Origin of the sequence: Arthrobacter ulcerisalmonis, from assembly GCF_900609065.1 — a bacterium.
GTDB classification, from domain to species: domain Bacteria; phylum Actinomycetota; class Actinomycetes; order Actinomycetales; family Micrococcaceae; genus Arthrobacter; species Arthrobacter ulcerisalmonis.
The window spans coordinates 62480-79508 of the sequence record NZ_UXAU01000025.1 but is presented as its reverse complement, the minus strand read 5'-3'; the positions used below and the strand labels follow the sequence as shown (position 1 = coordinate 79508).

Genomic DNA, 17029 nt, shown 5'->3' with positions numbered 1-17029 from the left:
GTAGGCGGCTGGGTAAAATCGGCACTGTAAGCGCTTGCCGTAAATGCTGCGAGCAAGCTCCCAGGTGGCGCCCAGCAGAGCCACAACGGGGCGGGCTACGCTATGCCAGCCGCCACTGCGCCACGTTCCACCAGATGCCCAGCGGACCAGCGCTGGAGGTCACGCCAGCAACCCGGGCAGACACGGCTGTGGTCCCCACGGTCTGATAGAGCGGCAGCCCATAGGCGTTTTCCCACAGCCGCTTATCGACGGCGGCCAGCAGCTCATCCTGTTTGCCCAGGTCGGAGGTCCGGACCAGCTCGCCCATGGCGGCGTCTGCGTCCCGGTCGGAGAAGCCGTTGAAGTTGCTTCCGGCTCCGGTGCGGTAGATCTGCGGGACGCGGCTGACCCCGGCTCCGGTGCCAATCCAGCCCAGCAAGGCAGCATCGTGCCCGTCAGCGCGCAATGCCTTGGCCCACTCGGTGCTGGACTGTCCAGCGTCCACCACCGCGAAGCCAGCCTTGGCCGCGGAGGTCTGGATCAGGGCGAACGCCTTGGCCCGGTTGGGGTTGTCCCGGTTGTAGAGAATCCGGACAGTGGGTGTTGCGCCCTTGAGTAGGCTCCTGGCGCCGTCAAGATCCACGTCGGTATAGGCCTCAGACCCGTTGGCCTTGATGGCGTCCTTGTACTTCGGCTGGTCGGGGAGAAACACCTGGGAATCCAATGGCGCCGAGTCAGGGATGAAGTCTCCCACGACAGCGTCCACAATGGCCTGGCGAGGAACAGTCTTGAGGAAAGCCTCGCGCACGTCTTTGCTGGCGAACGGGCCGGTGAAGTTCAAGTCCAAGTGATCAAAACCCGCTTGGTTATACCTCTCCACGCTGGCCCCCTGTGCACTGAGGCTGGAGAACAGGGCTTCCGTACCGGCAGTGGGCTGGGGCGAGATGATGTTCACCTGGCCGTTCCGCAACGCCTGGACGGCCGCCGTCAGATCGGTGCTGAACCGCACGTTGATCTCATCCAGGGCCGGCGTTTCGCCCCAGTCGTAGTCCCGGTTTCGCACCAGCCGCAGTGACGCTCCCGGGACTATATCGCGCACAATGTATGGCCCGTTGGAGAGATACAGTGCGGGGTCGTCGGGGATGCTGGTGGTATCGAATCCGGTGTTCCAGAAATCGGCCACCCGCTTCAACGCGGCGTTCACCGAGGGTTTGTCAGCGTCACCTCGAGGCGAGTCGCGGATGAGCTTGATCAGGGCCGCCTCGTCGCTCAGCCCAGACTTTGCGGCCACTACATGGGCTGGCATGCCGACGTCGAACGCCACCTCCCAGTCAGCGTACGGCTGAGCGTACTCCAGGGTGATCGACCGACCATCGCTGCCCAGCTCCGGCAAGGCAGTTCCATTGAGCCCACTGGTATCCGCAGCGGCGAAGTACTTGGTGCCGGTGGCAGCGGCGGGATCGGCGTCGTCGAAATACCCGGAACCGGACGCCCACGCGAGGAGGAGGTCCCCGGCGTCGACAGCATCGCCGTCGGACCATTTCACGCCGTCGTTGACCGTGTACCGGACCTTCAACGGATCGTCGGAAATCTTCTCGTAGCGGCCGAATTTTTCGTTGCGCACCAGCAATGCCGACTTATCCAGCGAAAAGAACCCAGAGTGGGTGGCGGCGGCGATCTTGGAGTTGATGTCCGTGTTGCCATTGGTTCCATAGGGATTGAACGAGGTAAAGGCGTTGACCTCCGCCACCGTGACACTGCCACCGCGGGGCGATTCACCCACCACCACCGGTGCGCTTCCGCCGCCTTGGCACCCCGAGAGAACGATCGCCATGGCTGCCGCCGCGGTCAGGGCCCGCATCAATCGCCCGGTGGGCATGGCGCCTCCTTGTGTTGTCCTACCCCAGGGGGCTCCGGGGCGCGCACGATCGGGCCCGCCAAAGTCAGGATACGGTGTGCGCGGCGTTGGTGCTCTTCCCTGGTAACCGCGTCCATCTTGTCTAACAGCCGCACGGTCATCTGCGTGCGCGGGTTGGCGGCCAAGACCGTGCGATGGTCCGCGACGAACGTCCAATACAGCGCATCCCAGTCCCGCATCCACTCCCCCGGCGGCAGGTCAGACATCTTCTTGAGATAGTTGCTGCCTGAGACGTACGGCTTGGTGGTGATCTGCTCGCCGGCCGCAAACTGGCTCATGGCGTAGACGTTGGGGACCATCACCCAGTCATAGGCGTCGATGAAGAGCTCCATGAACCACCGGTAGACGGCATCGGGATGGATCCGCAGCAAGGACATCGCGTTGCCCAGCACCATGAGGCGTTCAATGTGGTGGGCGTAGCCGGTGGCCAGCACCCGGGAGACCACCAGGTCAACCGGCGCCAGCCCGGTCTTCGCATCCCACCACCCGGCGCCGAGTTCGTTGTGGTGGTCCAGCCTGTTGGCTGTCCGCATCCGCCGTCCCTGTGTCTGGTACGTGGCGCGCATGTATTCCCGCCAGCCGATGAGCTGCCGGACGAATCCCTCGAGGGACGCGAGTGGCGTGTCGGCGCCTGCGCCGTCGAGGACCGCAGCGAGGATCTCGTGGGGACTTAACAGTCCAATATTCAGGCTGGCGGTCAACATGCTGTGCGCGATAAACGGGTGCGTGGCCGAGATCGCGTCCTCGTAGGGGCCAAAATCGTGCAGCCGCTCGCTGACGAATTCGTGCAAATGCGCGCGGGCCTCATCCGTGGTTGTTGGCCAGCTGAACTGGCTGGGGTCCCCCGGCGCAGCCGGGAATTCCCGTCGGACCCAGGCGATGGCGTGCTCGACGTCGGCACCCGGCTGGGTGCCGCCGTCGGGCGCTGCCTGGGGTGCGTCAGCCAGCAGGGCTTCGAGATCGAAGGTCCCCTGTGCCTGCAGTACTGGATGCTCCGCGAACTGCCGCACTGCTGGTGGAACATAGCCGCGCGGCAGTTTCTTTCGGTTGTCGGCGTCAAAGGACCACTTGCCGCCCACCGGGTTGCCGCCGTCGAGCAGGACATCGAGGCGACGCCGCTGCCAGATGTAGAAGTCATGCATGCGCGGCTTCTTCCGCGCGAACCAGTCCTCAATCTGGCCCCGATCGGTGAGGAAGTTTGGCGTCTCCAGCACATCGTCGGGGCGCATCCGGTAGCCGCCGGCAAGGAGGGCGGCGTGCAGGTCTTGCTCAAGCCAGTCGTCCACCACGTCGAACCACGTCACCTGGGCTGGGCGCTGCGCCTTGACCAGCTCTACGAGCTGATCGTGCGAGCTTCTGGTGGCGTTACTGCCAAGGACCTCCACCTCGTGACCCAGCCCGCGGAGGCGTCGCGCGAACCCGGCCATTGACGCCTTGTGCAGGACCAGTTTGTGCGAGTGGAAAGCGTACTGGCGGAACAGCAGGTCATGCTCCACCAGGACGAACACCGTGCCTGGCCCGGCATCGAGGTGGTCCTCGAAAAGCTGGTGCGGCATCACCAGGCGGAGGTGCGGTCCGTTCGTCATGCCCCAACGATAGTGACGCAGACGGTAACTTGGCTCCTTGCGCGGCAAGGCCCTCACGCCAAACACATAGTCTGGGAGCACATTGCCGCCGATTTTCGAAGGATGCCCATGCCCGATTCATCCCGTCCGCTGCGCAAACTTGGTTTCCTGACCATTGGCCTGTTCGATCCGGCCAACCCCGCCGCCGGGCACGAGTCGACGCTCCAGGTCATTGAACTCGGCGAGCGCCTGGGTTTTGACAGCGCCTGGCTACGGCACCGCCACCTGCAGTTCGGCATTTCCTCCCCGATTGCGGTGATGGCAGCCGCCAGCCAGCGGACGTCCCGGATTGAGCTCGGCACTGCGGTGACGCCGGTGGGCTGGGAAAACCCCCTGCGCCTGGCCGAGGACCTCGCCACTGTTGACCTGCTGGCCGGTGGGCGCATCAATCCGGGGTTGAGCGTTGGCGAGCCAATGCATTATGGCACGGTCAAGGCCGAGCTCTATCCGGATTCTGCTGATGTAGAGGACTTCAGCTACGCCCGAGTGGAGCGCCTAGCCCGGCTGATTGCCGGCGAACCCGTCCGTGAGTTCGCCGGGAAAGAGGGTGTGGTGGAGGAGTTCTCCAACCGGGTGGAGCCGCATTCGGCCGGTCTGCGGGACCGCCTCTGGTACGGCGCGGCGAGCCATAAGTCCGCCGTCTGGGCCGGGACGAACGGCTTCAATCTGCTGTCCAGCAGCGTGATTTTCCCGGCCGACGCCGACCAGGATCCCGACTTCGCCCTGGTCCAGCAGGCACAAATCCGGGCGTACCGGGAGGCTGCCGCGGCATCGCATCCAAACAGTCCAGCACGCGTGTCGCAGGGCCTGGTGGTCATCCCCACGGATTCAGCGTCGGCGCAGCAGCGGGCGAAATACCAGCACTATGTTGCCGAGCGGACGCCCCGCACGCGGACGCCGCAGGGGCCCAAGCGGATCATGTTTGCCCCGGACCTGATTGGTTCCAGTGCCGAGATCGCCGAGCAACTGTATGCGCACGCTGGCTTCCGGGAGGTGGACGAGGTGGCGTTCGCGTTGCCGTTCAGTTTCGACCACGAAGACTACGTGCAGATCCTCACGGACATCGCCACCCATCTGGGTCCTGCGTTGGGATGGACCCCCGCCACGACCTAGAGGTGCCGTTTGAGCCCCACGTGGGCGCTCCGGTAGCCGAGCCGCGCGTAGAAGGCCCGGGCACGCTCGCGTGCTTCGTCGGTGGTGACCTGCGACAGGTGCGCCCCGCGGGCGCGGCCAAAGGCGTGCGCCCATTCCACCATGGCCGTGCCTAGGCCCTGGGAACGCGAGGCGTCGGCCACGCGGAGCCCCTCGATCTGCAACCGGGACGAACCTCCCCTGGAAAGGCCCGGAATGACAGTGAGTTGCATGGTGGCCACAATGCAATCTTCCTCATTACGGACCACTCCCAGATAATTGGATCGGTCCCGCACCACCAAGGCGTACGCCGCCTCGTACGGGGCAAGCTCCGGGGACTCCCGGTCGGGCCCAAAGTCGTCGTCTGACAGGAGTGCGGCAATGGCGGGCACGTCGTCCCGCGTGGCATGTTCCAGCCTGAAAGTCCCCCCTGCCAGTCGTAAGATGCCACGCACGGACGTCCGCGCGGCAGCCTGCAGGCGGGCCACCAACAGGTCAAGCCAGCCGCCCACGTTGGCCCGGGCCTCGTCCGTGTCGGGGTACCGGCAACGCAGGTGCAGCCCAGAGTCGTCAAGGATGAACTAGAGCATGACGCCGTCCGTGTCGATCGCCGCACTCACATATTGGGCGTCGAGCCCCACGGAGTCGATGCGGACCGGCAGTTTGCGGAGGTCCAGCCAGGAGATGGCAAACATGCCTGGCGCGATGGGCATGCCGTCCCAGGGGCCCAACACGTCCGCGAGTGGCCACGAGCCAAGTTGCACGGCTTCCCGGACCGCGGCGGCTGCCGCCGTCGGCTCAGCCACCGCAGATTCCAGCACAGAATTGGTGATGAACCAGCCCACCGAATCGTGCCAGGTGCCATCGAAACGGCTGTGCACGGGGAAGACGGCACGCAGCGGCGTTCCGGCCAGCTCCTGGGTGACGGCCGTCAAGGCCACCACGGCGAGGGTGAGGGTGGAAACCCCGTCGTTCCGGGCCTGCGCCGCAAAGGCTGCACCGTCGTCGAGATCAAAAACGTCCCGCACCTCCACGCGTTCGGGCTGCGGATCCGACGCACCCAGGGGCAGCGGGAACAGCGGCATGACACCGCCGCTGTCCTCGATGATGCTTGCCCAGCGATGCCGGACCTCCGCTGGCGCTACGGGCCGATCGAGGAGCGCCTGGGTGTGGTCGACGAACGCGGGCGCCGGATGGGGCCACGGACCGCCTTCCGTTGGACCGGCGTCGAGCGCTGCCAACAGGTCACGAGCGATCACCAGCATCGACCACATATCCACGTGCGCGTGGTCGGCGGCAATGACCACGGTGGTGCTGGCGGCCGTCTCAAGCACGCACAGCCGGTGCGATGGCTGCTGGTGCGGCGAACAGGCTGCATCGAGGACCCCGCGGAGTGCATCGTTGACAGCCTGACCAGCTGCGACCTGGTGTTCTGTCCAGGCGCCGGCGCCAATCTCGATCTGGTGCAGCTCCGGCCCGGCCAGCCCCGCCGTGAAGGCTGTCCGCAAGGTGCCGTGACGGCCGACGACGGCGAGCCAGGCCTCAGCGATGGCCTCCCGATGCGTGGGGGCAGGCAGCCGGAAGGAGAGGGCCATCCACGAGCCGGGGCGATCCCCTGCGCCCACGTGGAGCCGTTGGTCGAAGGACACCGGAAGCCTCCGCCCGAGCCCGGAAACACTGACGTCGTAACCCCAGAGTCGTCCGAAAGGCAGGCGTAGGTGGGTGACGTTGGTCAGCCGCATGGCAGCATCCTAGCGGCTCCAGATAGCCTGAATGTTTCATGCGACGTTTCGTCACGAGCTGAGGAGTCAGATGCCCACTTTCGAGGTTTCAGGAGCCGTGCTCAATGTTTCTTTCAGCGACGAACACGGCCATCCGGTGGTGCAGTTGCACGGCCTGACGTCGAGCCGCGCCCACGATCGGCTGCTCAACCTCGACCTGGGCCGGGGCCTGAGCGGGACGCGGTTGCTGCGGTATGACGCCCGCAGCCACGGCCTGAGCACCGGGCGCACGCATCCTGCGGACTATCGCTGGCAGAGCCTGGCGGACGACCTACTGAAGCTGCTCGATCAGTGGTTTCCCGGCGAGCGGGTCCACGGCGTGGGCCCTTCCATGGGGACGGGGACGCTCCTGCATGCCGCAGCCCGTGAGCCTGATCGCTTCACCGGCCTCACGCTGATGGTGCCGCCCACTGCCTGGGAAACCCGGCCCGCGCAGGCTGCCAACTATTTGGCTGCGGCCGAGCTCATCGAGGCAGTGGGGGTTGAGGCGTTCATCGCCACCAACAGTGGAACGGCTCCACCGCCGGCCACCATGGGCGTCCCCAAGACAGTGCCCGACGTTGCCGATGCACTCCTGCCGTCAGTGCTGCGGGGCGCGGCACTCAGCGATTTGCCACCCCGCGAGGCCATGGCGCGGATCCAGGTTCCGACGTCGATCCTGGCCTGGGTGGACGATCCCGGCCATCCGCTCTCGACGGCGGAGTCCTTGGCCGCGTTGTTGCCGAACGCAACTTTGAGCGTGGCCCGCACCCCCGCGGACGTGGCCACCTGGCCCGGCGTCCTCAGCCGGGACGTGGCCCGCTCGGGATAGTCGCTACTGCCCGAATGCGGTGCTGGGCAGGTCTTTTTCGCCGTCGACGATGCCTGTGACGATCCGCGCTGCCACGCCGTCTGGATCCAGTGCCGCCCCAAATTTCGGTGCAGTGCCCGCAATGGGATGCTCGGACAGCGCGGTGCCGGTGTGGCCGGGCCGGGCGTCCAGGACCCGGATGCCGACGCGGCGATATTCACGCCCGGCAGCGGTGACGAAGGCGGCCAGCGCCGCTTTCGACGCCGAGTACGCTGCCACGCCGGCGACCGGTGACTCCGCCACCACTCCGCTGAGGGTGACGATGAACGGGTCCCTTCCAGCTTTGGCCGAGTCAGCCAGGTGCGGCTGGCTTTGGCTGATGAGCTGGATGACGCTGGTGGTGTTGACGGCGAAGAGTTCGTCCACCGTCTTCGCTTCAAGCTCGGCCGCGGCCCCAAAGGCGACCACTCCTGACGCGACCACCACGCCGTCGAGCTGTCCGTACTGCTCTACCGTGTTGCTCAGGACCTCCTGGACCGCGGCGGGATCGCGGAGATCGTGCCCGGCGGACTTTGATGACCGGACAACGGTGGCGCCCTTACCCTCCAATTGAACAGCGATCCGCGAGCCGAGCCCGCCTGTTGCGCCGACAACCAGAACCACTGCACCCTGAAGATTCGTCATGGCTTGATCGTAGTTGCTCATCGTGATCTGGAGCCCTGTTCTGCGGCGGATCGACAGGGTACAGTTCACGCCGACGATTCATCAGGCTCAGCCCCCGGCGCAAAGGAGTACCCGTGTCATTTCAGGCCTACTTGGACACCATCGAAAAGAAGACCGGCTTGACGCCGCGGCAGTTGGTGGAGCTGGCCCAAGAGAAGGGCCTGGATCAGCCCGGGGTAAAAGCCGGCGAGATTCTGGCCTGGTTGAAGGACGATTACGAGCTCGGACGGGGCCACGGGATGGCACTGGTCCATGTCATCCAGAAGGGACCGACGATCAGCACCAAGCACGTCGGAACCGACGGGGTCCACCGCGACGAGTCGGAGACCCTGTGGCTTGACGGCGCCGCGACCAAGCCGGTGGCGTAGGCGCCCGACCTACCGGAACCCTATGATTGCCGCAGTAAGTCCGGCGTCCACCTCGGCCAGTCTGGGGACCCGACAATCGCGCCGTGGCCAAACAACGCGCACTGGCGAAATGGTGTGCGTGCGCTGCTGTTATCGAGCACCTCAGCCGTATCGGCGATTTGGATCGCCCCGCGAACGTGTAACCATAAACGCTCGTAGCGTTCTCGAATCTTTTGCTCAGGCACCTCGTGTCCGCCGCGCCGCACGCGCTCAATGACGCGCTGAACGGTGAGTTCCACCGGGACAATGACCACGTGAAGGTAGACGAGGTATCCGGCGGCTACGGCATCGGCGACGAGTTGAACTTTGCTTGGGTGAGAAAAAACCGTCTCCGACATAAAGGAATCTCCGTGGGCGATTCGCTCTCGTCGCCGTGCTTCGGCAATCTGCGCTGCCTCGTAAGCATGGTCGGCTTGCGCTTCAGGCCACAAAGAAGCGGCGATCTCAGCGGCATTGATGAACGGCAAGCCGGTTGCTGGCTTCAGAACATCACGAACGTAGGTGGACTTCCCAGCGCCGTTGGGTCCAGCTAGCAGATGAAGCAGTGGCATCAGGCCCGGGCAGGGTGAATAAGGAGGTTCCCGTCCTCGTCGAGCTCTGAGTATGACTCCCCGACGGCGGCAAACTGTGCTGCGTAGTCAAGCTCATCACGCCGCACGGTCATACGACTGACCCATTCTTCGCGGACAATTGCCTGTTCCTGCTCATCGAGCGAGTCGTATGAACCCGTACCAGCCAGGACCTGGGTGACGGCACGGTGGTTCATCCCCGGTGACATTTCCAACTCACGCCCGATGCGGGCCCAGTGCGCAATCTGTTGCGGCACGGTCCGTGACGTGACGAGCGTGGCCGCGAGAGCGGATTCGTACACGTCGGCGGGAAGGCGGGTCGGCTGACTGCTCCTAGTCATGTACTAATCGTAGCACCGTACTACACGGCCAGTTTTGAGGCGTCATCGCCGGGATTAGCGACGACTCAGCTGAATCGCCGTCACCCGATCATGTAGGCGAACCCCCGCCCATCTGAGGCCACTGCCCGGACAAAGTCCCTGGCACGCTCGAGGTAGGCGCTAGCGTAAACCACCTCGGATTCCAGTTCATGTCCAGACGGGTAGATTCCGATCAGGCCAGCGTTTATGTCTCCGTCGCTGACTGTCTCCAGATCGCGGGCAATGAGTGCCACCTCGTGAGGGGGGAGAGCGCGCACCCACGGCCGCCACGCATAGCCATGGTCGGTGTAGGAAACCTGCCCTTCGAACATCCAATAGGCCGCCCTGGCCTCATCATCTGAAGAGCGCGGAGCGGTGATCCGCTGCAGTAGCGACCACGCCTTGTCGAGGTACAGAAGGTCCCGCTCTGGCAGGCTTTGCCGGAAGTCCGTAACTCCCAGGGTGAGGCCTGGTTCGAGCCCGCAGGCGTCCGCGAAGAGGTCTGAACCGATCACCGCGCGTGGATCGGCGAGTGCTCCCCTGGTCTGGTCGCTATCAAATGCATATGCGTAGTATCTGATTCCCATACAACGATTCTGAGCCGGCCATCTCGTTGCCAGACCAAAAATCTGCCGTGTGTGGATAACTTGGGCTCACAGGTCGCGTCGGCCGGTTGACCCCATGTGGCTGCCGGCCCTCAAAAGGACCGGGCAGCATCACGTCAGCAGCAGCCCTACACGTTAAACCGGAACTCCACCACGTCGCCGTCGACCATCACGTACTCTTTGCCTTCGATCCGGACCTTGCCGCGGGACTTGGCTTCGGCCATGGACCCGGCATCCACTAGGTCGTTGAAGGACACTACCTCGGCCTTGATGAAGCCGCGCTGGAAGTCGGAGTGGATGACGCCGGCGGCCTGCGGGGCGGTGTCGCCCTGGCGGATGGTCCAGGCGCGGGATTCCTTGGGACCTGCCGTGAGGTAGGTCTGCAGGCCCAGGGTGTGGAAGCCTACGCGGGCAAGCTGATCCAGGCCGGACTCGTCCTGCCCGTTCATTTCCAGCATTTCCCGAGCCTCCTCCTCGTCCAGCTCAACAAGGTCGGATTCGAGCTTCGCGTCCAGGAAGATCGCGTCGGCGGGAGCCACCATGGCGCGCAGTTCGGCCTGCTTCTCCGGACTGCCGAGGATGCCCTCATCGGAGTTGAACACGTAGATGAACGGCTTGGCGGTCAGCAGGCCGAGTTCCTTGAGGTGCTCCATCTCCAGCTTGTCACTATTGATGGAAGAGAAAACGGTGTCGCCGCGTTCCAAGACAGCTTGTGCCGCCTTGATCGCAGCCAGTTCGGCGGCGTCCCGCTTCTTGATCTTGACTTCTTTTTCGATCCGCGGGATCGCGTTTTCGATAGTCTGCAGATCGGCGAGGATCAATTCAGTGTTAATGGTCTCCATATCGGAGCGCGGGTCCACCTTGCCATCAACGTGGATCACATCGGGATCGTCAAACACGCGCACCACCTGGGCAATCGCCTCAGCTTCGCGGATGTTGGCAAGGAACTTGTTGCCCAGGCCTTCGCCCTCGGACGCACCCTTCACAATGCCGGCAATGTCCACAAAGGACACCGGAGCGGGCAGCAAACGCTGGGACCCGAAGATCTCCGCAAGCTTCTGCAGCCGCGGGTCAGGCAGGTTGACCACGCCGACGTTCGGCTCGATGGTGGCGAACGGATAGTTCGCCGCCAGGACCTGATTCCGGGTCAATGCGTTGAAGAGAGTTGATTTGCCGACGTTGGGCAGTCCGACGATGCCAATAGTTAGAGCCACGAGCATAGATTCTACCTGCCGCAAATTGTCAGAGCCCCATGCAACAGTAAGGACATGGATCCATTTGCCCTGATTTTGGCCCTCTTCATGCTGTTGCTAGGCGCTCTTGTCGGCGCCGCAGCCACCTTTTTCGCCTTCCGGAGGAAGTCCATCGGGCTGGAGGAAGACTTCGACGCCGTCTCCTCCCGACTCTCGGACGTTTCGGCAAAGTTCGCAGCGGCCGACGCCGAACGTCGCCTTCTCGCGGCCCAGAACCGTGAGCTCGGCGAGGCCAGGAACCAGGACGGTGGGGTGCTCCGCGCCCTCGCACCGGTGGCCGAAAAACTCACCGCCGTGCAGCAACAGGTTGCCCTCCTAGAACGTGACCGGGTGGAGCAGTACGGTCAACTGGCCCAGCAACTGCAGGAGGCACGCCTCTCCGACGAACAGCTAATCCGGTCCACGCATGCCTTGGAGTCTGCACTCCGGTCCAACAGCGCCCGCGGCCAATGGGGTGAAGTGCAGTTGCGCCGGGTGGTGGAAGCCGCCGGAATGCTGCGGCACGTGGACTTCATTGAACAGGTCCACAGCACAGGGACGGACTCCGCTCTCCGCCCAGACCTGGTGGTCCAACTTCCTGGCCAGAAACAGTTGGTGGTAGACGCCAAAGTACCGCTGTCCTCCTATCTCCAGGCCCAGGAACTCGGCAGCGCCGGATCGCAGCAGCCCGGCACGCCCGGCATCCCCGCTGCCCTGGCACAACGGAACCAGCAGGCCCTCTTGGCCGCCCACGCGAAAGCCCTACGCGCACACGTGGACGCCTTGGGCACCAAAAAGTACTGGGACATCCCCGGAAACTCACCGGAACTGGTGGTGTGCTTCCTGCCTGCCGAATCCATCCTGGCCGCAGCCCTCACCACCGATCCGGAACTCCTGGACCACGCCCTCACCAGAAACGTAGTCCTGGCTTCGCCCAGCACCCTGCTGGCCGTGCTCAAGTCCGTCGCCTTCACCTGGCGCCAGGACGTGCTGACGGACAGTGCCAGGGAACTCTTCGAACTGGCCCGCCAGCTCTATGACCGGATGGGCACCCTGGGCGAGAACGTCACCCGCCTGGGTTCGTCACTGAAAACGTCCGTGGACCGCTACAACTCGATGGTGGGAACCCTGGAAGCCCGCGTCCTGCCCACGGCGCGGAAACTCAACGCCATGGACGAAGCCGGCCTGGTGGCGCCGCCCGCCGTGGAAGTCACGCCACGGGCTGTCGCAGCTCCGGAACTGCAACGCGACGATGAGGCAGCCTGACCGGGGCCCCGCAGCGGTCGTCATGAACGAACGTCCCGGCAGGGAACCAGCTGGGTGCAGCTAGCTGCGGGACTTGCGGCCACCGAGGGCACGGCTGACGTCGCCAGCCTGCTTGAGGGTGGCCCGCAGTTCCTTCGGCAGCGAGAAGAGTAGGTCTTCCTCGGCGGTGACGACTTCTTCCACACTGCCGTAGCCGTAATCGGCCAGCAGCCGGAGGACGTCTTGGACCAGTACCTCAGGCACAGAGGCGCCGGAGGTGACACCTACCGTAGCTACGCCCTCGAACCAGGTTTCGTCCACCTCGTTGGCGAAGTCCACTCGGTAGGAAGCTTTGGCCCCGTACTCCAGTGCCACTTCAACCAGCCGGACAGAGTTGGACGAGTTGGCAGAGCCAACCACGATGACCAGCTCGGCCTGCGGTGAAATCTTCTTGATGGCCACCTGGCGGTTGGTGGTGGCGTAGCAGATGTCGTCGCTGGGCGGATCCTGCAGGGTGGGGAAACGCTGCTTCAGGAGCCGGACAGTTTCCATGGTCTCGTCGACGCTCAGCGTGGTCTGCGAGAGCCAAATGACCTTCTCGGGATCCCGAACGGTCACCTGGTCAACTTCGTGCGGGCCGTTAATGATCTGGATGTGGTCCGGTGCTTCACCGGCGGTCCCTTCGACTTCCTCGTGGCCGTCGTGGCCGATCAGCAGGATATCGAAGTCGTCCTTGGCAAAACGGACCGCTTCCTTGTGCACCTTGGTGACCAGGGGGCAGGTGGCATCGATGGTGCGCAGGCCCCGCTCCTCCGCGGACTCCACCACGGCAGGCGAGACACCGTGGGCCGAGAAAATGACCAGCGAGCCCTCAGGTACCTCGTCGGTTTCCTCCACGAAGATGGCGCCTTTAGCCTCCAGCGAGCTGACAACATGCACGTTGTGCACGATCTGCTTGCGGACATACACGGGGCTGCCGTAATGCTCCAGCGCCTTCTCCACGGCAATGACTGCCCGGTCAACGCCCGCGCAGTATCCGCGGGGCGCAGCCAGCAGGACCCGCTTGGTGCCGTTGACGGGGGCCGCGGCCGCGACTTCCTCGGGTGAGCGGCGCCTACGCGGAATGGTTGGCATCGACAAGGAAACAGCTGTGGAAGTCATGAGTCCATGCTACCGGTTGGGTCGCGCCCGCAGCCGGGACGAGACGCCCGCCACAATGGCGCCCACCAACAGCACGCCGCCTACCACGGCAGTGATGCCGGCCCAGCCCTGGAAGCTTGTGGCCGCGGCAGGAACGAACTCATCCCGGAACAGGTTGCCCAGCTCATTGCCGGTCTCGGTGTTCAGCACCATGGCGGACCCCATCCCTACGGCCAGCGCCCACAGCGCGGCAATAATCAGTGCGCCAATGCCAGCAGCAGCCAGCACCGTCCTGCGGCGGCGCGCCGCCACCAGTGCCAGCAGCAACGCAATCCCTGCGCCGATCGCCAGCAGGTAGCCTGCCGGTGCGTAGGTGGTCAGTTGCTCAGTCCATTCCTTCTGCTGCGGCTTGCCCACGGTGATCAACGTCTCGCTCGGAGCATCAAGGGACAAACCAACAGCGCGCGACACCTCCTCGGTCGCCAACCCCACCAGCGGCGCCACGTCGAGTGTCAATGCGGTGCCTCCGGCAGCATCGGTGCTGGGGGCGAAGCTCAGCCGGTGGCTGCGCTGCAGCGTTTCCTGCCACGCGGCCGGGAAGCCGGGCAGGCTGGTCAACGACGTTGCAGCGGCCTCAAGGACAGGTTCGACGACGCCGGCTACTATTCCGGGCACGCCGCTGGTATCGATGGTGCCCACCGCCGCCGTCGCAAGTCGTTGCTGGAACTCGGCGTCCTTGCCCAGGGGTGCGGCAAGCTGCACGAACCCGTCCTCCTGGACGATGGTCCGGTCAAGCCAGATGGCCGGGACTGCCACGGCAGCCAGGAGGACCGCCAGAACGGTGGCAACAGCGGAGACAAGGGTGCGCACGGCAGTATCCTTCGGTTTGGTGGCGGTACCACCATCCTAGGCAAGGATCCTGACCATCCACTGTCAGTCCCTGGTGATAGAGCTTATGGATAAGGTTGGTTGACCGCCGCACACCAGACGCCAGAACAAGTTAAGGACGCCATGAAACGAGTTCCAGTCACCGGCTGGTGGGCGCATGGCTGAACAGCCAGCCGAAACCGAGGCCAGCCTCAGCACGCTGCCGGCAACTGCGGCTCAAACCAGCCCCGACAATCCGTGGCCACTGCAATTGCTGTCGCAGAAGCTAAAGCAGCACATTGACCGGACGCCGTCGGCCTGGGTTGAAGGCCAGGTGATTGAGCTCAACCGTCGCGGTACCAACGCCTACCTGACCCTCAGGGACGTGGATGCTGAAGTGTCTTTGCCGGCGTCGGTGTGGACCAAGGTCCTGGAACGCCAGGATGTCCCGCTGGAAAAGGGTTCGAGAGTAGTGGCCCTGCTCAAACCGGAGTTCTGGATCAAGACCGGGCGGCTCAACATGCTGGTCCGGGACATCAGGCCTGTAGGCCTAGGCGACCTGCTGGCACGGATCGAGCGGCTGCGGCAGGCCCTCGGCGCCGAGGGCCTATTCGCCGAGTCACGAAAGAAACCACTCCCCCTCCTCCCCCACCGGATTGGCCTCATCACCGGCCGCGACTCGGACGCCAAAAAGGACATCCTGCGCAACGCGGCTCTCCGCTGGCCCGCCGTCGAGTTCGAAATCCGCGAAGTGGCAGTCCAAGGCAACACAGCAGTCAGCCAAGTGGTCCGGGCCCTCCGCGAACTCGACGAACGCCCAGAAGTGGACGTGATTGTGATTGCCCGCGGCGGTGGTGCTTTGGAGGACTTGCTCCCCTTCAACAGTGAAGAGTTGGTGCGGGCAGTCGCGGCAGCCACCACGCCGGTGGTCAGCGCCATTGGCCACGAGGCTGACCGGCCGCTCCTCGATGACGTTGCAGACCTGCGCGCCTCAACTCCCACCGACGCAGCAAAACGGATCGTGCCGGACGTCGCCGAGGAATTGGCGGGTGTCCGTCAGGCCCGCGCCACTTTGCGCCGGAGCATGGACCGCTTGGTGGACCGTGAGGCCGACAGGTTGGCCACGCTCCGTTCCCGCCCGGTCCTTGCCGCACCTGAGGGCCTGGTGACCGTCCGCGCCGAGGAACTGGGCCGGCTCTGCCGCCGCTCCTCAACAGCGGTGAACACCGCCGTGGTGCGAGCAGGCGACCAACTCCAGCACCTCCGGGCGCAGGTGCGCGCCCTGTCGCCGCAGAAGACACTCGATCGGGGCTACGCCGTAGTCGAACTGGCGTTGGTTGGTCCTGCGGCGGCGCTGGCACCGTCCGGGCACGCGGTGATCCGGCACCCTGATGAAGCGCCGGACGGTGCACGCCTGTCCATCCGGGTGGCGGAAGGCCATTTTGCCGCCACCTCCAACGGCACCCACAGCGACACCGAACGTAGCGAAGCACCGGCCGCCAAAGGCAGCCCCACACGCGCAGACAACGAAGGAACGGAATCCACCCATGAGTGAACACCCTGTGGCAGCTGCTGAGCTGGCTCAACTCAGCTACGAGGACGCCAGGGAGCAGCTGATCGCCGTGGTCGCCCGGCTCGAAGCCGGCGGTGCCAGCCTCGAGGAATCACTGGCCCTCTGGGAACGCGGCGAGGCCCTGGCCACCCGGTGCGAGGAATGGCTGGAGGGTGCCCGGAAGCGGTTGGCCGCAGCCCGCGACCAACCACTCGAGCAAGGCTAGGAGCGCGCCACCAGGTCCCGCTCCTCGGCGACGTCGAACGCAGCCTTGGGCCAGTCGAGGGACAGTCCACCCAGGGCGCCAAGGAGGAGCTGCTGCACGGCGATCCGGGCGTACCATTTACGGTTGGCCGGCACCACATGCCACGGCGCAACGTCGGTGCTGGTCGCTTCCAACGCGGCCTGGTAGGCGGCCATATAGTCCGGCCAGAAGGCTCGCTCCGTGAGGTCGCCGCGGCTGTATTTCCAGTGTTTCGAGGGATCATCCAGGCGGGCCAACAGCCGTTCCTTCTGCTCGTCGGCACTGATGTGCAGCATGACCTTGACCACCGTGGTCCCCGCAGCAGCGAGCTCTGCTTCGAAAGCGTTGATGGCTTCGTAACGCCGCTCGATCTCCGCTGCATCGGCCCAGCCGTGCACCCTGTGAATCAGGACATCCTCATAGTGCGACCGATCGAAGACGCCCACCATCCCGGCGGCAGGGACTTCCTTTTCAATCCGCCAAAGGAAGTCATGGGACTTTTCCTCGTCGGTGGGAGCCTTGAACGCCTTGAAGGAGACGCCCTGTGGGTTCATGGCCGCCATGACGTGGCCAACAATGCCGCCCTTACCAGCGGTATCCATGGCTTGGAGAACCAAGAGCGCCCGCTTGGTGCCGCCGAAGCGGGACTCGGCGAACAGTTTCTCCTGCAAATCGGCAAGATCGTCATCCTGGCTCGCCAAGAGCACCTGGCCGTCCCGCTTGGCGCCAGGGTAGCCGGGGGTGGAATCCGGGTCCACCCCCGCCAGCGAAAATCCTTGCCCTACCCGAAGCGTTTCAGACGGCAACTGCTTGAAGCCAACAACACTGGCCATGGGGAGATTCCTCTCGCATTTGGTACCGG

At 64.7% G+C, this 17029-nt stretch carries 18 protein-coding genes; 6 read left to right on the top strand and 12 right to left on the bottom strand.

The window, feature by feature from the left end:
* Positions 1–100: 100 nt before the first annotated feature.
* Together PSET11_RS09135 and PSET11_RS09130 are read right to left on the bottom strand one after the other, a co-directional pair.
* Positions 101–1858 carry an ABC transporter family substrate-binding protein gene (locus PSET11_RS09135; RefSeq protein WP_124091789.1) on the bottom strand — a complete coding sequence of 586 codons (1758 nt, stop codon included), beginning with the start codon at positions 1856–1858 and terminating at the stop codon, positions 101–103.
* Positions 1840–3483: a cryptochrome/photolyase family protein gene (locus tag PSET11_RS09130; protein WP_124091788.1), complete on the bottom strand. Its 1644-nt coding sequence runs from the start codon at positions 3481–3483 to the stop codon at positions 1840–1842. Before PSET11_RS09130 ends, PSET11_RS09135 begins: the two co-directional genes overlap by 19 nt.
* A 108-nt stretch (positions 3484–3591) precedes the next feature.
* Between PSET11_RS09130 and PSET11_RS09125 the strand changes: the two genes are divergently transcribed.
* Positions 3592–4635 (top strand): LLM class flavin-dependent oxidoreductase, encoded by a 1044-nt coding sequence (locus PSET11_RS09125; RefSeq protein WP_124091787.1) that lies wholly within the window; start codon positions 3592–3594, stop codon positions 4633–4635.
* Here the strand turns inward: PSET11_RS09125 and PSET11_RS16890 are convergent.
* Both PSET11_RS16890 and PSET11_RS09120 read right to left on the bottom strand, forming a co-directional pair.
* A complete protein-coding gene (locus PSET11_RS16890; RefSeq protein ID WP_238989092.1) occupies positions 4632–5165 on the bottom strand; it encodes a GNAT family N-acetyltransferase in 534 nt (177 codons plus the stop codon). The genes PSET11_RS09125 and PSET11_RS16890 overlap by 4 nt on opposite strands.
* Positions 5166–5234: 69 nt before the next feature.
* Positions 5235–6395, bottom strand: a complete 1161-nt coding sequence (locus tag PSET11_RS09120) for a condensation domain-containing protein (protein ID WP_238989091.1) — start codon at positions 6393–6395, stop codon at positions 5235–5237.
* Positions 6396–6465: 70 nt separating this feature from the next.
* On the opposite strand from PSET11_RS09120, the gene PSET11_RS09115 reads away from it, so the two are divergent.
* Positions 6466–7245, top strand: coding sequence for an alpha/beta fold hydrolase (locus tag PSET11_RS09115; protein WP_124091786.1), 780 nt, complete (start codon positions 6466–6468; stop codon positions 7243–7245).
* Positions 7246–7248: 3 nt separating this feature from the next.
* Here the strand turns inward: PSET11_RS09115 and PSET11_RS09110 are convergent, their stop codons facing one another.
* Positions 7249–7908: an SDR family NAD(P)-dependent oxidoreductase gene (locus PSET11_RS09110; protein WP_124091785.1), complete on the bottom strand. Its 660-nt coding sequence runs from the start codon at positions 7906–7908 to the stop codon at positions 7249–7251.
* 113 nt (positions 7909–8021) lie between these two features.
* Between PSET11_RS09110 and PSET11_RS09105 the strand changes: the two genes are divergently transcribed.
* Positions 8022–8315, top strand: a complete 294-nt coding sequence (locus PSET11_RS09105) for a DUF4287 domain-containing protein (RefSeq protein ID WP_124091784.1) — start codon at positions 8022–8024, stop codon at positions 8313–8315.
* Positions 8316–8335: 20 nt separating this feature from the next.
* Here the strand turns inward: PSET11_RS09105 and PSET11_RS09100 are convergent, their stop codons facing one another.
* From PSET11_RS09100 to ychF, 4 genes are all read right to left on the bottom strand, one after another.
* Positions 8336–8905 (bottom strand): ATPase, encoded by a 570-nt coding sequence (locus PSET11_RS09100; protein ID WP_124091783.1) that lies wholly within the window; start codon positions 8903–8905, stop codon positions 8336–8338.
* A complete protein-coding gene (locus PSET11_RS09095; protein WP_124091782.1) occupies positions 8905–9264 on the bottom strand; it encodes a TA system antitoxin ParD family protein in 360 nt (119 codons plus the stop codon). Before PSET11_RS09095 ends, PSET11_RS09100 begins: the two co-directional genes overlap by 1 nt.
* A gap of 80 nt (positions 9265–9344) precedes the next feature.
* On the bottom strand, positions 9345–9869 hold the full coding sequence (locus PSET11_RS09090; protein ID WP_124091781.1) for a DUF1877 family protein: 525 nt from the start codon (positions 9867–9869) through the stop codon (positions 9345–9347).
* Between the two features lie 146 nt (positions 9870–10015).
* A complete protein-coding gene (ychF, locus tag PSET11_RS09085) occupies positions 10016–11101 on the bottom strand; it encodes a redox-regulated ATPase YchF (RefSeq protein WP_124091780.1) in 1086 nt (361 codons plus the stop codon).
* A gap of 54 nt (positions 11102–11155) precedes the next feature.
* On the opposite strand from ychF, the gene PSET11_RS09080 reads away from it, so the two are divergent.
* On the top strand, positions 11156–12385 hold the full coding sequence (locus PSET11_RS09080) for a DNA recombination protein RmuC (RefSeq protein ID WP_124091779.1): 1230 nt from the start codon (positions 11156–11158) through the stop codon (positions 12383–12385).
* Positions 12386–12445: 60 nt separating this feature from the next.
* Here PSET11_RS09080 and PSET11_RS09075 read toward each other — a convergent pair whose 3' ends face one another.
* Both PSET11_RS09075 and PSET11_RS09070 read right to left on the bottom strand, forming a co-directional pair.
* Positions 12446–13525 (bottom strand): 4-hydroxy-3-methylbut-2-enyl diphosphate reductase, encoded by a 1080-nt coding sequence (locus tag PSET11_RS09075; protein WP_124091778.1) that lies wholly within the window; start codon positions 13523–13525, stop codon positions 12446–12448.
* 9 nt (positions 13526–13534) lie between these two features.
* The gene (locus tag PSET11_RS09070) at positions 13535–14374 is read right to left on the bottom strand and encodes a hypothetical protein (RefSeq protein ID WP_124091777.1); all 840 of its coding nucleotides are present in this window, start codon (positions 14372–14374) and stop codon (positions 13535–13537) included.
* A 175-nt stretch (positions 14375–14549) separates the two neighbouring features.
* Here PSET11_RS09070 and xseA point away from each other — a divergent pair, with 175 nt between their 5' ends.
* Positions 14550–15926 (top strand): exodeoxyribonuclease VII large subunit, encoded by a 1377-nt coding sequence (gene xseA, locus PSET11_RS09065; protein ID WP_124091776.1) that lies wholly within the window; start codon positions 14550–14552, stop codon positions 15924–15926.
* Positions 15919–16149 (top strand): exodeoxyribonuclease VII small subunit, encoded by a 231-nt coding sequence (locus PSET11_RS09060; protein ID WP_124091775.1) that lies wholly within the window; start codon positions 15919–15921, stop codon positions 16147–16149. Before xseA ends, PSET11_RS09060 begins: the two co-directional genes overlap by 8 nt.
* Here PSET11_RS09060 and PSET11_RS09055 read toward each other — a convergent pair.
* Complete coding sequence (locus PSET11_RS09055) at positions 16146–17000, bottom strand: polyphosphate kinase 2 family protein (RefSeq protein ID WP_124091774.1); 855 nt, start codon at positions 16998–17000, stop codon at positions 16146–16148. The genes PSET11_RS09060 and PSET11_RS09055 overlap by 4 nt on opposite strands.
* Positions 17001–17029 lie beyond the last annotated feature (29 nt).

What these genes read in the sequence shown, in the direction of transcription:
- PSET11_RS09090 (WP_124091781.1), bottom strand. Translation starts at nt 9,869, where the DNA reads ATGGGAATCAGATACTACGCATATGCATTTGATAGCGACCAGACCAGG.
- PSET11_RS09130 (WP_124091788.1), bottom strand. Translation starts at nt 3,483, where the DNA reads ATGACGAACGGACCGCACCTCCGCCTGGTGATGCCGCACCAGCTTTTC.
- xseA (WP_124091776.1), top strand. Translation starts at nt 14,550, where the DNA reads ATGGCTGAACAGCCAGCCGAAACCGAGGCCAGCCTCAGCACGCTGCCG.
- PSET11_RS09135 (WP_124091789.1), bottom strand. Translation starts at nt 1,858, where the DNA reads ATGCCCACCGGGCGATTGATGCGGGCCCTGACCGCGGCGGCAGCCATG.
- PSET11_RS09125 (WP_124091787.1), top strand. Translation starts at nt 3,592, where the DNA reads ATGCCCGATTCATCCCGTCCGCTGCGCAAACTTGGTTTCCTGACCATT.
- PSET11_RS09095 (WP_124091782.1), bottom strand. Translation starts at nt 9,264, where the DNA reads ATGACTAGGAGCAGTCAGCCGACCCGCCTTCCCGCCGACGTGTACGAA.
- PSET11_RS09060 (WP_124091775.1), top strand. Translation starts at nt 15,919, where the DNA reads ATGAGTGAACACCCTGTGGCAGCTGCTGAGCTGGCTCAACTCAGCTAC.
- PSET11_RS09115 (WP_124091786.1), top strand. Translation starts at nt 6,466, where the DNA reads ATGCCCACTTTCGAGGTTTCAGGAGCCGTGCTCAATGTTTCTTTCAGC.
- PSET11_RS09110 (WP_124091785.1), bottom strand. Translation starts at nt 7,908, where the DNA reads ATGACGAATCTTCAGGGTGCAGTGGTTCTGGTTGTCGGCGCAACAGGC.
- PSET11_RS09075 (WP_124091778.1), bottom strand. Translation starts at nt 13,525, where the DNA reads ATGACTTCCACAGCTGTTTCCTTGTCGATGCCAACCATTCCGCGTAGG.
- PSET11_RS09120 (WP_238989091.1), bottom strand. Translation starts at nt 6,395, where the DNA reads ATGCGGCTGACCAACGTCACCCACCTACGCCTGCCTTTCGGACGACTC.
- PSET11_RS09100 (WP_124091783.1), bottom strand. Translation starts at nt 8,905, where the DNA reads ATGCCACTGCTTCATCTGCTAGCTGGACCCAACGGCGCTGGGAAGTCC.
- PSET11_RS09080 (WP_124091779.1), top strand. Translation starts at nt 11,156, where the DNA reads ATGGATCCATTTGCCCTGATTTTGGCCCTCTTCATGCTGTTGCTAGGC.
- PSET11_RS09055 (WP_124091774.1), bottom strand. Translation starts at nt 17,000, where the DNA reads ATGGCCAGTGTTGTTGGCTTCAAGCAGTTGCCGTCTGAAACGCTTCGG.